The 14,499-nt window shown below is 63.1% G+C and carries 16 protein-coding genes; 2 read left to right on the top strand and 14 right to left on the bottom strand.

The genetic code is table 11. From position 1 onward, the window contains the following. From NDI87_RS12225 to NDI87_RS12195, 7 genes are all read right to left on the bottom strand, one after another. Positions 1 to 1,111, bottom strand: a 1,111-nt coding sequence (locus NDI87_RS12225) for a fumarylacetoacetate hydrolase family protein (protein WP_296275537.1), incomplete at its 3' end; no start/stop codon positions are given. 35 nt (positions 1,112 to 1,146) lie between these two features. Next, positions 1,147 to 2,442 (bottom strand): TRAP transporter large permease, encoded by a 1,296-nt coding sequence (locus tag NDI87_RS12220; RefSeq protein ID WP_296275536.1) that lies wholly within the window; start codon positions 2,440 to 2,442, stop codon positions 1,147 to 1,149. 1 nt (position 2,443) lies between these two features. Then, complete coding sequence (locus tag NDI87_RS12215; protein WP_296275535.1) at positions 2,444 to 2,923, bottom strand: TRAP transporter small permease; 480 nt, start codon at positions 2,921 to 2,923, stop codon at positions 2,444 to 2,446. A 14-nt stretch (positions 2,924 to 2,937) separates the two neighbouring features. Further along, the gene (locus NDI87_RS12210; RefSeq protein WP_296275534.1) at positions 2,938 to 3,942 is read right to left on the bottom strand and encodes a sialic acid TRAP transporter substrate-binding protein SiaP; all 1,005 of its coding nucleotides are present in this window, start codon (positions 3,940 to 3,942) and stop codon (positions 2,938 to 2,940) included. A 20-nt stretch (positions 3,943 to 3,962) separates the two neighbouring features. Beyond that, positions 3,963 to 4,877 (bottom strand): dihydrodipicolinate synthase family protein, encoded by a 915-nt coding sequence (locus NDI87_RS12205; RefSeq protein ID WP_296275533.1) that lies wholly within the window; start codon positions 4,875 to 4,877, stop codon positions 3,963 to 3,965. Next, the gene (locus tag NDI87_RS12200) at positions 4,874 to 5,665 is read right to left on the bottom strand and encodes a GntR family transcriptional regulator (protein ID WP_296275532.1); all 792 of its coding nucleotides are present in this window, start codon (positions 5,663 to 5,665) and stop codon (positions 4,874 to 4,876) included. Before NDI87_RS12200 ends, NDI87_RS12205 begins: the two co-directional genes overlap by 4 nt. Continuing rightward, positions 5,662 to 6,087, bottom strand: coding sequence for an RbsD/FucU domain-containing protein (locus NDI87_RS12195; protein ID WP_296275530.1), 426 nt, complete (start codon positions 6,085 to 6,087; stop codon positions 5,662 to 5,664). Before NDI87_RS12195 ends, NDI87_RS12200 begins: the two co-directional genes overlap by 4 nt. 154 nt (positions 6,088 to 6,241) lie before the next feature. On the opposite strand from NDI87_RS12195, the gene NDI87_RS12190 reads away from it, so the two are divergent. Beyond that, a complete protein-coding gene (locus NDI87_RS12190; RefSeq protein ID WP_296275529.1) occupies positions 6,242 to 7,114 on the top strand; it encodes an amidohydrolase family protein in 873 nt (290 codons plus the stop codon). Between the two features lie 24 nt (positions 7,115 to 7,138). Beyond that, positions 7,139 to 7,912, top strand: a complete 774-nt coding sequence (locus tag NDI87_RS12185) for an SDR family oxidoreductase (protein ID WP_296275528.1) — start codon at positions 7,139 to 7,141, stop codon at positions 7,910 to 7,912. Here NDI87_RS12185 and hypE read toward each other — a convergent pair whose 3' ends face one another. The 7 genes from hypE to NDI87_RS12150 form a co-directional block, all read right to left on the bottom strand. Next, complete coding sequence (gene hypE / locus NDI87_RS12180; RefSeq protein ID WP_296275527.1) at positions 7,913 to 8,977, bottom strand: hydrogenase expression/formation protein HypE; 1,065 nt, start codon at positions 8,975 to 8,977, stop codon at positions 7,913 to 7,915. It lies immediately after the preceding gene. After that, the gene (gene hypD / locus NDI87_RS12175) at positions 8,974 to 10,104 is read right to left on the bottom strand and encodes a hydrogenase formation protein HypD (RefSeq protein ID WP_296275526.1); all 1,131 of its coding nucleotides are present in this window, start codon (positions 10,102 to 10,104) and stop codon (positions 8,974 to 8,976) included. Before hypD ends, hypE begins: the two co-directional genes overlap by 4 nt. Next, positions 10,101 to 10,343: a HypC/HybG/HupF family hydrogenase formation chaperone gene (locus tag NDI87_RS12170; protein ID WP_296275525.1), complete on the bottom strand. Its 243-nt coding sequence runs from the start codon at positions 10,341 to 10,343 to the stop codon at positions 10,101 to 10,103. Before NDI87_RS12170 ends, hypD begins: the two co-directional genes overlap by 4 nt. Continuing rightward, complete coding sequence (gene hypF / locus NDI87_RS12165; protein WP_296275523.1) at positions 10,343 to 12,658, bottom strand: carbamoyltransferase HypF; 2,316 nt, start codon at positions 12,656 to 12,658, stop codon at positions 10,343 to 10,345. Before hypF ends, NDI87_RS12170 begins: the two co-directional genes overlap by 1 nt. Positions 12,659 to 12,663: 5 nt before the next feature. Next, complete coding sequence (hypB, locus tag NDI87_RS12160) at positions 12,664 to 13,524, bottom strand: hydrogenase nickel incorporation protein HypB (RefSeq protein WP_296275522.1); 861 nt, start codon at positions 13,522 to 13,524, stop codon at positions 12,664 to 12,666. Between the two features lie 42 nt (positions 13,525 to 13,566). Then, positions 13,567 to 13,908, bottom strand: a complete 342-nt coding sequence (gene hypA, locus NDI87_RS12155; protein ID WP_296275521.1) for a hydrogenase maturation nickel metallochaperone HypA — start codon at positions 13,906 to 13,908, stop codon at positions 13,567 to 13,569. Positions 13,909 to 13,938: 30 nt separating this feature from the next. After that, on the bottom strand, positions 13,939 to 14,499 hold a 561-nt coding region (locus NDI87_RS12150), incomplete at its 5' end, for a sigma-70 family RNA polymerase sigma factor (protein WP_296275520.1).

The following is a 14,499-nucleotide window of genomic DNA, read 5'->3' as shown; positions in this document are numbered from 1 at the left end:
GCGCACAGGCGTCGGTGGGCTGCATGCGGTTGACCAGGGTGCCGAGTTGCGGCGCTGATATGCGCACGATGTCGCCTGTTTTGTGGGTAAAACCGCCGCCCACGCGGTCGCGGTCCTTGACCGGCGCGAACAGCGTGCCCAGAAACAGCATGGCGCCATCGGGGTACTGGTGGTGCGGGCCCATCATCTGGCGCACCAGGTCCTCCGGGTCGCGGCTGATCTGGGCCATGGACGAAAACCCCTCCAGCGTGAAACCGTCTTCGCCGGTGACGCTGAGCGTCAGCGTGGCCTGGCGCAAATCATCCAGCGTGAAGGTGGCGTCAAACAGGCGCAAAAACGGTCCGATGGCGGCCGAGGCGTTGTTGTCCTTGGCCTTGCCCAGCAGCAGGGCCGAGCGGCCCTCGATGTCGCGCAGGTTGACGTCGTTGCCCAACGCCGCACCCACGATCGCGCCCCTTGAGTTGACCGCCAGCACCACCTCGGGCTCGGGGTTGTTCCAGCTGGACGCGGGGTGCAGGCCGGCGTCAAACCCGGTGCCCACGGCGGCCATGGGCGGCGCCTTGGTAAAAATCTCGGCGTCCGGGCCGATGCCAACTTCCAGGTACTGGCTCCAGACACCCTGGTCGATCAGCACCTGCTTGAGTGCCATGGCCTGGGCTGATCCGGGCTTCAATTTGGACAGGTCGTCGCCCACCAGTGTCGTGATCTCGGTGCGAATGGCCACGGCTGCGGCCGGGTTGCCACGCGCCTTTTCTTCAATCACACGCTCCAGCATCGAGATGGCAAAGGTCACGCCCGCCGCCTTGATGGCCTGCAAATCCACCGGCGCCAGCAGCCAGGGACGCGCCGGGTTGCGGCTGTCGGGCGGGGTGTTGGCCAGCAGCTCGGCGAGGCTGCCAACGTGTTCACCCTTGGCTTGTTGCAGTGCGCTCGCCGGGTCAGCCTGTTCGCACAGGTCGCGCACGGTCGGGAAGCTCGCCGTGATGTCGATCACGTCTTCGCCGCGCAGGGCCACCACGGAGGGCCCGGCCAGTTCGGGGCGCCAGATGCGGGCGACCAAAGCCCCTTTTGTGCCATCCACGGGAAGGCTGTTGTTGGCTGTGAGTTGCATGGGAGTTTCCTTTTGAGTCTTTTGTTGATAACGGATTAGTGCGTGATGTAACCCATGCTTTGCGGTAGCCACAGCACGATTTGCGGGAACACGGTGACGGCCAGCAGGAACAGCACGAGAATCACTAGAAAAAGCCAGCCTTCCTTCATCATCTCGCCAATCGGGATGCCGGTCAGCGCCTTGGTGACAAACAGCAGCATGCCGAACGGTGGTGTGATCAGGCCGATCATCATGTTCAGCACCACCAGCACGCCAAAGTGCACTAGGTCGATGCCGAGCAATTTGGCGGCGGGCAACAGCATGGGCACAAACACCAGCAGCAGCACCGACACGTCCAGAAAGCAGCCCAGCACCAGAAACAGCAGGTTGACCATCAACAGGAAATTGAGCTGTGAAAAGTGCATGCCATCCACCCACAGCGCCATGGCCTGCGGCACGCCCTCGGCCGTGAAGGCGTAGTTGAGCATGAAGGAGCCGGCCAGAATCAGGGTGATCACGGCGCTGCCCCGGGTTGATTCCATCACCACGCCCCAGAAGCTGCGCCAGGTCAGGCTGCGGTACACCACACCGGCCAGAATCAGGGCATGCAGGGCGGCCACCGCCGCCGCCTCGGTGGGCGTGAAGGCGCCCGAGTAAATGCCGCCCAGCAGAACAATGGGCAAAGACAGCGGCAAGGCGCCGCGGAACAAAATGGCGGGCCAGTCGCGCAGCGGAATCTTTGCCTCGCGCGGCATGTTGCGTTGGGTGGCGATGACGTGCACCACCCCCATCATCAGCACGGCCATCAGCAAGCCCGGCACCAGCCCGCCCAGAAACAGCGCGCCTACCGAGGCCCCTGACACCAGGGCATAAATGATCATCGGGATCGAAGGCGGAATGATCGGTCCGATGGTGGCGCTGGCCACCACCACCGCGCCGGCAAAACCGCGCGGGTATTCGGGCTTGTTGAGCATTTGCCGGATGGTGACCAGACCCGGCCCGGCGGCATCGGCAATGGCGCTGCCGCTCATGCCCGAGAACACCACGCTGACCATGATGTCGACCTGCGCCAGCCCGCCACGCATGCGCCCGACCAGGATCCGGCAAAAGTCAAATATGCGTTCGCTCACGGTGCCGGCATTCATGATGTTGGCGGCAAACACAAACAGCGGCACGGCCAGCAGCACATAGCTGTTGTACATGCCGTTGCTGACCTGTTCGGCCAGCAGACCCAGGTCCTGGCCTTTGACCAGCAGGTAGCCAATGCCCGAGGCCAGCATGGAAAAACCGATCGGCATGCGCAGCAACATGCCGGCGACCAGCACGCCAATGAGAACGGAGATGGCAGTCATGTCAAATATGCAGTTCTTTGTCGAGGCCGTGGCCCCTGAAGGTTTGCCAGATGGCCCAGGCGCTGCGCATCACCAGGGCCGCCAGCAGCAGGATAAAGGGCAGGTACACCCACATCAACGGAATGTCCAGCACGGGAGAGCCTTCGCGCGCCATGAATTTCACATAGTCCCAGTTGGCCGGCAGCGCCACCAGTGCCAGCCCGCCGATCAGCAGGTGGCCCAGGATGCGCATGGTCTGGCGCGCACGCACGCCGACGCTGTTCCACAGCAGGTCAAACACCACATGCTCGCGCTCGGGAACCACCAGGGCGGCGGCCCACAGGATGACCCAGATGTACAAAATCACCGCTGCTTCATCGGTCCAGGGCAGTGGCTTGTTGAAGCCAAAACGCGCCGCGATCTGGACGATGAAGACGACAAACAACGCCAGGAAGAGGCCACCGCCAATGGCATTGGCGGCGTGTTTGAACCAGCGGGTCATATGGGTGCCTGGTACTACTTGGTGGCGTTGATACGTTCAACGATGCCCTTGGGCCAGACCTTGGCGTAGTCCGAGTTCTGGTAGGTGGTTTGCACCGCCTTGCGGAACGCGTCCAGATCGGGCGTGGTGACTTGCAGGCCTTCCTTCTTGAAGAACTCCACCAGTTGCGCCTCTTCCTTGATGCGGTTTTCGTTGTTGTAAGCCGCTGCGGCCTGTGCCGCCGCCGTGACCTTCTGCTTTTGGGCCGCGTTCAGGGCATTGAAGCTCTTGTTCGAGATGGCAATGAAAATGCCGTCGACCAGGTGGCTGGTCAGCACAATCTGCTTGGTGACCTCGTAGAACTTGGCCGCGCGCACCGAGGGCAGCGGGTTGTCCTGGCCGTCGATGGTGCCGGTTTTGAGGCCCAGATAGACCTCGCCAAAGGCCAGCGGTGTGGCGGTGGCGCCGAGGGCTTCACCCAGGAACAACCATTCCTTGGAACCCGGCATGCGCAGCTTGACACCTTTGAGGTCGCCCGGTGTCCTGACATTCCTGACCTCGCGCAGGTTCAGCTGGCGGGTGCCCAGATACACGGTGGCCAGGGGGGTAACCTCCATTTTTTCAGACACGGTCCTGAACAGTTCGGCGCCGATGGGGCCGTTGAAAATCTTCTGCTGTTGCTCAGGGTCGCGCACCATGTAGCCGGCGGTGAAGACTGAAAACTCGGGCACCAGCTTGGCAATGTCAAAAGCCGAAATGCTCGACAGCTCCAGGTTGCCGCGTGCCATGGCGGCGGGTTCGGTGCCTTGCTTGAAGAGGGAGGCGTTGAGGTTGATCTGGACGTCGAATTCACCGGGCGCATTCTTTTCCAGCGTGTCCTTGAAGACGGTCCACATCTTGGCATGCCAGTCGTCGGGCACCGCCGGGGTGGAGATGCGCAGCACGGTCTTGCTTTGTGCCAGGCTGGGCAGCGCTACCGTGCCCAGGGCGGCTGCGGCACCCAGCAGGGTGCGGCGGCTAAAGGTGGAGGGATGTGTCATGGTGGGGTCTCCTGTGGTTGTTAAATGGATTCAAGTGGTGCGCCAATGGCACGGTAGCCGTCGCACACCGCTTGCGCCTCGGAAGGATCCAGTGGACTCAGCGGTGCGCGCATGTTAAGCCACGCGGCATCGCCGATTTGCTCGGCCAGCATCTGCTTGTAGACGCCGACGAAAGGCATGTTGGGACGAATGCTCAGCAAGGCGAGCAGGGACAGGATCAACGCGCTGTCCTCCGTGCTCACGTTGTGCGGGTTGTTGATAACGCGCGCCATCAGGCGCGGCGCCACGTTGGCCAGGCCGTTGATGGAGCCGGAACCACCCGCGCGCATCACTTCGGCCACATGCTGCTCGCTGCCCGTCAGGATGGACAGGGCAGGGAAGGCGTTGGCCAGTGCCAGTGCGTGGTCCAGACTGCCGCCGCTGTCTTTGACGCCCATCACCTGCCCGGGGTGACGCCGTACCAGTTCGGCAATGGCTTCGTGCGAAAAACCGAAGGTGCTCATGGCAGGGAAGTGGTACAGCAGCAATTTGAGCTGGTCGTCACCGATGCCACGCACCACTTGCGAGACGGCTTCAATGACACCCGCCTCACGCGGTTGGTTGAAATAGAAAGGTGGCATGAACATCTGGCGGTGCACACCCAGGCGGGCGGCATGGCGACCCAGTTCAATGGCATCGCCCAGCGCCAGCGCGGTGGTGGTGACGATGATCTGGCTGGCCTGGATGCCGCTGCCGCGCATGGTTTCCAGCAAGGCCTTGCGTTCGGCCACGGTAAAGGCGGTGCCTTCGCCGGTGGTGCCAAACAGGGTGACACCGTCGCAGCCGGCAGCGAGCATGCGTTTGGCGTGGGACAGGGCACGCGGGGTGTCCAGGGTGCCGTCTGCTGCGACAGGCAGCAACAGGGCGGGCCAGAGCCCGTGGATATCAGGGTTCACGTGGTTTTCCTTGAGGTTGAGGGAGTTGGTTGGGGTTCCCATTCGCTGCGTACCTGCTCCAGCGGCGCCGTCATGACCCGGTTGCGGGCACTGTTGATGTGCTCCTCGAGCAGACGGGTGGCCTCCAAGGCATCGCGGCGCAACAGGGCGGCAATAAAGCGCAGATGTTCTTGCATGGCGGGAATCAGGCGCGCCGGGGTGATGACGCTGTGTTCCAGCTTGATCAGGCGCACACGCAGGCTGTTGACGCGGTAAATCTCGGACAGGATGTCATTGCCCAGCGCGTCGACCAGGCGGTCGTGCAGGCCCCAGTCGACCGCCTGGGCGTCATCGAGCAGAGTGGCATCCTTGCCCAGGGGTTTACTCAGCGCGCTGGCGCGTTTCAGAATGTCCTGGTGGCTGGCTTCGATGGCCTGCAGTTCGCTGTCGCTGGCACTGTGCACAAAATGTTGTACCGCTTCGCGCTCGATCAGGGTGCGCACCTGAAACGCGTTGCGGATCAGCTTGAGGTCGACATGGGCAATCTGCAGGCCGCGTTGCGGCACGGTCCTGATCAGGCCGCCGGCTTCCAGACGCGGGATCATTTCGCGCACAGCCGCCAGTGGCATGTCGAGCAGGGCCATCAGTTCACGTTGCGAGACAAACTGGCCGCTGCGGATTTTGCCGCTCAGTATCTGCTTGGTGAAGCCCTGGTAGGCGCGCGCCCGCTGGTTGATCACCTGGCCGCTTTCGGCCGTGACTCGCCCTGATGGCGCTTTGGCGTTGGCAGTGCGAGCAGCGGAGCTCATGCGGCAATCACGCCTTTTTTGAGAATGATGTTGCCGTAAGTGCGCAGTTCACCGGTGGCCACCACCGCAAAGGCTTGCCCAGCGCGCAGGTAAAACGCCTGCCGCTCCAGCGCCGCAGATGCCTGGTAACCGTGTTGTTGCAACAGCACATCAAACTCGGCCACGGTGGCGGGGCGGGTCTGGCTGTCGCCCACCATCTGCATGGTCAGCGCGGGCTGCTCGACAAAATTGTCCAGCGGCATGACGGACAGCACCGCCCGCAGTGCCTCAGGTGACGACACGCCGGGCAGGTGAATCAGGCGCTTGCCGAGCGTTGTGGCGGGAAAGTTGGCATCTGCCAGCACGATCTCATCACCATGGCCCATGGACGCCAAAGCATGGAGCAGGTCGGGCGAGAGCAAGGGAGAAATTCCAGTCAGCATGATGCAGGCGGGTGGTTAATCTTGTCTGTTAACAGACTAACATGTTAGTCCTGCGCAAGATGTTTTGTTCCTATCGTTTACCCGTATACCCAGCCAGGCTGCGGGACTGCAACATAGCGAGGTGTACATGCCGACCCACAGCCACGCAGCCATCATGAAAATCGACACCCACCAGCACTTCTGGCACTTTGAACCGCAGGATTTTCCCTGGATCTCCGAAGACATGCCTGTTCTGCGTCGGCATCAGCGCCCGGTTGACAGCCGGCCCGGCATGGACAACTGCGGCGTTCTGGGGCTGATTGCCGTCCAGGCCCGGTGCGGCCCCCAAGAGACGGATTTCCTGCTCGAACTGGCGGCGCACCATCCGCACATCCTGGGTGTGATTGGCTGGACCGATCTGACCAGCGCCACACTGGAGGCAGATCTGGCGCGCTGGCAGGGTCAGGAAAAACTCAAGGGCTTTCGTTACCTGCTGCAGGACGAGCCGGACCTCGTGGAAATCATCAACAACCCGGCCTTCAATGCGGGCGTCGCCTGTCTGCAGCGCCGGCAACTGGTGTTTGAGGTGTTGGTTTTTGCGCAACAACTGCCCATCGTGATCGATTTTTGTACTCGTCATGACCGGCATGCGCTGGTGCTGGACCATGTGGGCAAACCCAGGATTCGCGACTGGCTGACCGATCCGGCGTCAAGACAGCAATGGCAACAAGCGTTAACGCAACTGGCACGTCTGCCCCATGTCAGTTGCAAACTCTCGGGGCTGGTGACCGAGACCGACTGGCAACATCAGGATGACCCCAGTGCGGCCGACATCCTGCACATCGAGCAATGTTTCGATGTCGCCCTGGAAGCCTTCGGGCCCGGGCGCCTGATGTTCGGCTCCGACTGGCCGGTCAGCCAACTGGCGGCCGACTACCAGGCCGTTCATGCCATCGCGCAAAGCTGGGCTGAATCGCGGCTGGACAGACATGAGCAGCAGGCATTTTGGGGTGCGAATGCGGTGCGCATGTACGGCCTGACGATATAAATTGAAATAGGACACAGGATTGAGATGGATCTGCATTTGCAAGACAAAGTGGTCATCGTGACCGGTGGTGGCAGCGGCATTGGGGCGGCCATCTCACTGGCGCTGGCCAGGGAAGGCGCCGTACCGGTGATCCTGGGGAAAAACGCACTGGACAAGCAATTCATGACCGAGCTGGCGCACATTCAGCCAGACTATCAGTTTTTCGAGCTGGAACTTTCCGATGATCAGGCCTGTCGGGATGCCGTTGCCACCACGGTGGCCCGGTTCAAGCGCATCGACGGTTTGGTGAACAACGCCGGCATCAACGACGGTGTCGGCCTGGATGCCGGCCGCGATGCTTTTGTTGCCTCGCTGGAGCGCAACCTGATCCATTACTACGTCATGGCGCATCACTGTGTGCCGCACCTCAAGGCCAGCAAAGGTGCCATCGTCAACGTGTCCTCCAAAACCGCCGTCACGGGCCAGGGCAATACCAGTGGCTATTGCGCGTCCAAAGGCGCTCAGTTGTCGCTGACCCGGGAATGGGCGGCCGCATTGCTGGAGTTCGGCGTGCGCGTGAATGCGGTCCTGCCGGCCGAGGTGATGACGCCGCTCTACCAGCAGTGGCTTGCGGGGTTCGACAACCCGCAGGAAAAGCTGGCAAAAATCGTTGCAAAAATTCCCCTCGGCAAGCGCATGACCACGCCGGAGGAAATTGCCAATATGTGTGTTTTTTTGCTGTCGGACGCGTCGTCACACACCACGGGACAATGGGTTTTTGTCGATGGCGGTTACACCCACCTGGACCGCGCCCTGTGACTAACAAATCCGCGGCAACTGCTCGCCGGTCAGCCAATCGACAATGCGCCGGCCACCAAAGGCGGTGGTGAGCTGGACAAAATGGTGGTCGTCGGCGATGACCTCGCCAATTTGGGCGGCGTCCAGCCCCAGCGGATGCGCGCGCATGGCAGCCAGCAGGCGCGGCGCATCGGCGGCGGCGCAAATCACGATCAGCTTGCCTTCGTTGGCCACATAGAGCGGATCCAGCCCCAGAAATTCGCAGGCGGCGGCCACCACCGGCTTGATCGGGATGGCTTTCTCATGCAGCATCATGCCCACGCCCGACTGGCCGGTAATTTCGTTCAGCGTCGAGGCCAGGCCGCCGCGGGTGGGGTCGCGCAGGCAGCGGATGTCGGCACCCGTGGCCAGCAGCGCAGCGATCAGGCCGTGCAGGGCAGCGGTGTCGGACGCAATGGCGGCCTCAAACCTGAGGTTTTCGCGCTGGCTCATGATGGCCACGCCGTGGTCGCCCAGGGTGCCGGAGACCAGCACCACATCGCCCGGCCGCACGCGGGCCCCGCCCAGCTCCAGTCCGTCGGGCAAAACGCCGACCCCGGTGCTGGTGATGAAAATGCCGTCGCCTTTGCCGCGCTCGACCACCTTGGTGTCGCCGGTCACCACCGGTACATCGGCTTGGGTTGCAGCGCGCGCCATGGATTCGACGATGCGCGCCAGGTCGGCCAGCGCAAAACCTTCTTCCAGAATAAAACCGGCTGCCAGATACAGCGGTGTCGCGCCCATCACCGCGACGTCGTTGAGCGTGCCATGGACTGAAAGGCAGCCGATGTCGCCGCCCGGGAAAAACAGGGGGGAAACCACATGGCAGTCGGTCGACATCACCAGGCGCGCGGGCTTGCCGTCCAGCATGGGCGCAGGTAACACCGCGCCGTCATTGCCCCGGCCCAGATACTGGTTGCCCAGGTGAAGGTAGAACAGTTCGGAGATCAGTTGCACCATGGCGCGGCCGCCCGCGCCGTGTGTCATGTCGACCCGGCCATGTTTGAGGTCGAGCGGGCGCGCGTAGCCGCGTTTGACTTCGCTCATGTGGCCATGTCCTTGTAACGGCCGTAACTGTAGTGCGCGGCGCAGGCGCCTTCGCTGCTGACCATGCACGAGCCCACCGGGTTTTCGGGGGTGCAGACGGTGCCAAAAATCTTGCAGTCCTGCGGCCGCTTGACGCCGCGCAGGATGGCCCCGCATTCACAGGCCTTGTTGTCGGGCACCGACTTGTACGTCACGTTGAAGCGGCGCTCGGCATCAAAGCTGGCGTATTTTTCCCGGATCATCAGGGCCGAATCGGGCACCACCGACAGGCCGCGCCACTCAAATTCGTCGCGCAATTCAAACACCCCGGCCATACGGTCTTGCGCCTTCAGGTTGCCGTCGCGGCTCACCGCGCGTGAAAACTCGTTTTCAACTTCGGCGCGGCCGTCGTTGACCTGTTGAACCAGCATCAGAATGGCCTGCATCACGTCGAGCGGCTCAAAGCCGGCTATCACCACGGGTTTGCGGTAGTTGGCGGCAAACTGTTCGTAGGGCCGGCTGCCGATCACGGTGGAAACATGGGCCGGGCCGATGAAGCCGTCAATCGGCACCGTGCCCCATTGCCGCACTTCGGGGGATTCCAGAATCCGGGTGATCGCGGCCGGGGTGAGTACATGGCAGCACAGCACGCTGAAGTTTGCCAGTTGCTCCTGGTGCGCCTGCAGAATGGCCAGCGCCGTGGGCGGCGTGGTGGTCTCGAAGCCGATGGCAAAAAATACCACCTGTCGCTGCGGGTTGTCGCGGGCAATCTGCAGCGCATCGAGGGTGGAGTAGACCATGCGGATGTCGCCACCGCGCGCCTTGGCCTTGATCAGCGACAGGCCAGCAGAGGCGGGCACGCGCAGGGTGTCGCCGTAAGTGCAGAGGATCACGTCTTGATGCAGCGCCAGCTCAATCGCCATGTCGATGCGGCCAATCGGCAGCACGCACACCGGGCAGCCCGGGCCGTGCACCATGCGCACGTTGGGCGGCAGCAGGTCCGACAGGCCGTAACGCGAAATGGCGTGGGTGTGGCCGCCGCAAAATTCCATGAAGCTGTAGTTGCGTTGCGGTTGCGCCAGTCGGGCAATCCTGGTCGCCAGCACCCGGGCAAGATCGCCGTCGCGGAACTCGTCGATGTATTTCATGCTGTGGCCACGGGTGGCTCGTTCATTTCCGCAAACAGTGCCAGCGTGCGCCCGGCCTCTTCGGGATCGAGTCTGGACAGTGCATAACCCACGTGCAAAATCACGTAGTCACCCACCTGCACATCGTCGAGCAGTGCCAGCGAGATTTCTTTTTTGACGCCACCCAGGTCCACCAGGCCCATGTCGCGCGCCGGGCCGCAGCCCACTTCAATCACCTTGACAGGTAGTGCCAGACACATCAGTTTTCCTCCAGATAATGCAGGGCGACCCAGGCCTGCCCGAGCGCGATGCTGGCATCGCCCGGCGAGGTCAGGCTGGGTGCCAGCACCATGATGCCATGCTGTTCCAGATTCTGCCGCAGGTGGCTTGACAGCAGGGTGTTGAGAAAGCAGCCGCCGCCCCAGGCCAGGGTGGTCAAACCGGTGGCTTTCGAGGCCCGCAGTACCCAATCGCTCAAGGCTGCCACCAGGGTGGCGTGGAAACGGGCGGCGGCCCGAGTGGTATCACCCGCATCGATCAGCGAAGCCAGCAGCGGCAGCAGGTCGAGTTGCCCGTCGTCGCGGACAGCATAGCCGCCCGGCAACGGTTCTGGCCAGCCATGGCCCTCTATGAAAATAGTTGCAGCCTGTTCCAGCAGCATGGCGGCCTGAGCCTCGTAAGCCATGGTGTGACAGATGCCAAGCAGGCCCGCCGCGGCATCGAACACACGGCCCATGCTCGACGTGCGCGGGCAGTTGAACTGGCGCGCCAGCATGGCGACCACCGTGCTGGCGGCCGGCTCCTGGAAGTGCTGCGCGATGTCTGCGTTGCGGCCCAGTTCATGCAGCACGGCCGCAGCCATGCGCCAGGGCTCACGCGCACACTGGTCGCCGCCCGGCATGGGCAGCGGGCGCAGATGGCCCAGGTGCTCGAACCGCGTACCATCGACCTTGAGAAGCTCGCCGCCCCAGGCAGTGCCGTCCGTTCCCAGGCCGACACCGTCCAGCGCCAGCCCCAGCACCGGGCCTTGCCAGCCATGCTCGGCACAGACCGCGGCCATGTGGGCGTGGTGATGCTGCACGGCCAGGGTGGGCAGGCCGCGCTGCTGCGCGTACTGAAGCGCGGCGCGCGTGCTGTAGTCATCGGGGTGCAGGTCGTGCGCCACCAGCCCTGGCTTGACGTCGAGCAACACGCACAGGCGCTGCACGGTTTCATCCAGGAATTCGCAACTTGCCGCGTTGTCCAGACTGCCAATGTGAGGCGATAAAAAGGCTTCATCGCCACGCGTGACGCAGACGGTGTTTTTGAGGTAGGCGCCAAAGGCCAGCACCGACGGCCCGCCACTGGGCAGCCGGATGGCGGCAGGTGCGAAACCCCGGCTGCGACGGATGAATTGCGGCTTGCCCGCCACCACCTGCATCACACTGTCGTCGCAGCGCGCCACGATGTCGCGGTCATGGTCCAGATAGGCGTCAGCGATGCCAGCCAGTCGGGCGTGGGCTTCTTGGGTATCGCGCACGATGGGCTCACCGCCCGGGTTGGCACTGGTCATCACCAGCACCATGGCCTGGGTTTCGGTCAGCCAGGCACTGCCAGCAGGATGCCCCGCGGCTTCATGGAACAGCAGGTAATGGATCGGCGTGGTGGGCAGCATCACACCCAGGCGCAGCAGGCCAGGGGCGACGCCGGACAGTTCGGCCTCGCCAGCCGCTGTGGCCGGCAGCAGCACGATGGGGCGCTCGCGGCTTTCCAGCAGGGCGCTCTGTTTGTCATCGCGACGAATGCGGGCATAAGGCGCGACGCTGGCCGCATTGGCCAGCATCACGGCAAAGGGCTTGGCTTCGCGGTTTTTGCGCAAGCGCAGCCGCGCCACGGCTTCTGCGTTGCGCGCGTCACACGCCAGGTGGAAGCCGCCGAGGCCCTTGATGGCGACGATGTGACCGGTTTGCAGCAGGCGCAAGCTTTGCGTGATCGGATCGCCGGTGATGGCTTGACCTTGCGCATTTGACAAACTTAAACGCGGGCCGCACTGCGGGCAGCAGGTGGTCTCGGCATGAAAGCGCCGGTTTGCCGGCGCGGTGTATTCTGAACTGCAGGCCGGGCACAGCGGGAACGCGGCCATGCTGGTTTGCGGACGGTCGTAGGGCAGGGCACGGGTGATGGTGTAGCGCGGGCCGCAATGGGTGCAGGTGATGAAGGCGTGGCGCCAGCGCCGGCTCGACGGGTCGAACAACTCGGCAAGGCATTCGTCGCACACTGCCACATCGGGGCCAATGGCCGTGCTGGCCTGGCCTGACTGGCTGGCGATGATGCTGAAATCGGTGAAGGGCTCGGCCAGCACATCCTGCGCCTGTACGCTGTCCACGCGCGCCAAAGGCGGCGCATCCATCCGCAGGCGCTGCAGCAATTCGGTCAACCGGGTTTGAGGTCCCTGGACCAGGATTTCAACGCCCTGGGCATCGTTGCGCACCCAGCCGGTGAGCCCAAGCTGCTGCGCCAGACGCCAGACAAATGGCCTGAAACCGACCCCCTGGACGGTGCCGGTGACGCGGATGTGCCGAGTTATCAAGGCCAAAACCGTTAAGCAGCCCGCGCCTGCAATTGGGCTTCGAGCCGGGCGATGCGGGCTTGCAGGCCCGCCACGGTTTGCTGTCTGGCCGCCTGGTCCCGTGCCATGCCATCACGCAGAAAAGCCAGCCATTCAGCCATGCCCGCGCCACTGGTGGCCGAGAGCTGAATCACCTGGATACCAGGATTGACCCGGCGCGCGTAGCCAATGGCGGCATCGACGTCGTAAGTCAGATAAGGCAGCAGGTCGATCTTGTTGAGCAGCATCAGGCTGGCGGCGCGAAACATGTCGGGGTATTTGATGGGTTTGTCTTCACCCTCGGTCACCGACAGAATCACCACTTTATGCGCCTCGCCCAGATCGAACGCCGCCGGGCATACCAAGTTACCCACGTTCTCGATCATCAGCAGGCTATCGTCTGCCAGCTTGAGCTGCGCCATGGCGTGGCCCACCATGTGGGCATCCAGGTGGCATCCCTTGCCGGTGTTGATCTGAATCGCCTGGGCACCGGTGGCGCGAATGCGCTCGGCATCCTGGCTGGTTTGCTGGTCGCCCTCGATCACGGCCACCGCCGGTTGCTTCAACAGGTCGATGGTCTTGCACAGCAGGCTGGTTTTGCCCGAGCCCGGACTGGACACCAGGTTCAGCGCAAAAACGCCGCGCTCGGCAAGTAGCCGCCGGTTGGCCTGGGCATAGGCGTTGTTTTGGGCCAGGATGTCCTGCTCGATTTGTACCCTGCGGCCCGGCGTGATGCCCGGCGCATGCGAATGCGCGGGTGCCGGGTCGTGTTCGTGATCATGGACGTGATCATGATGCGCTGTGGCGCCTTCGATCCTGACATCACCTTCGCCGCAACCACAAGTCACACACATCGCCTGTCTCCTCGCTTGGATCCGATGGGACCACGTTGGCGCTCAGCTTACCTCAAGTTCCTTCACCCGCATTTCCGTGCCGGCAGTGACACGCAGCGGGACGTCGCCGCACAGCGGGCATTCAGCAAACAACTCGGACATGGGCACGGTCCGGGCGCAGGCTGCGCACCAGCCCTGGCCGGGCAGGGTGATGATCTCCAGCCTGGCACCCTCGGCCACCGTGCCGCGCGTGACCGCATCGAAACAGAACGCCATGGCCTCGGGGTCCACGCTTGAGAGCTGGCCAATTTCAAGCCAGACGGCAGTAACCCTCTTGAACTGGTCCTGGCGTGCTGCGTCCTCGATCAGTTGCAACACCCCCTCGGCCAGCGACATTTCATGCATGGCACAGTCCGAGGGTGGCCAATTCGCAAATTACAGGTTGTCGGTAAAGCTGCGCAGCTTGTCGGAGCGGCTCGGGTGCTTGAGCTTGCGCAACGCCTTGGCTTCGATCTGGCGGATGCGTTCACGCGTCACGTCGAACTGCTTGCCCACTTCTTCGAGCGTGTGGTCGTTGGTCATCTCGATGCCAAATCGCATGCGCAGCACCTTGGCTTCGCGCGGGGTGAGGCTGTCCAGGATGTCCTTGACCACGTCGCGCAGGCCGGCCTGCATCGCCGCTTCCATCGGGGCGGTGTTGGCGCCGTCCTCGATGAAGTCACCCAGGTGGCTGTCGTCGTCGTCGCCAATCGGCGTTTCCATGGAAATCGGCTCCTTGGCGATCTTCATGATCTTGCGGATCTTGTCTTCGGGAATTTCCATGCGCTCGGCCAGCACGCTGGCGTCGGGCTCAAAGCCAAACTCCTGCAGGTGCTGGCGGCTGATGCGGTTCATCTTGTTGATGGTCTCGATCATGTGCACCGGGATGCGGATGGTGCGCGCCTGGTCGGCGATCGAGCGGGTGATGGCCTGGCGGATCCACCAAGTGGCGTAGGT

This window comes from Rhodoferax sp. (assembly GCF_023701345.1).
Taxonomy (GTDB): domain Bacteria; phylum Pseudomonadota; class Gammaproteobacteria; order Burkholderiales; family Burkholderiaceae_C; genus Rhodoferax.
Note: the sequence above shows the minus strand (reverse complement) of the source record. Positions and strands in the feature narration are given on the sequence as shown.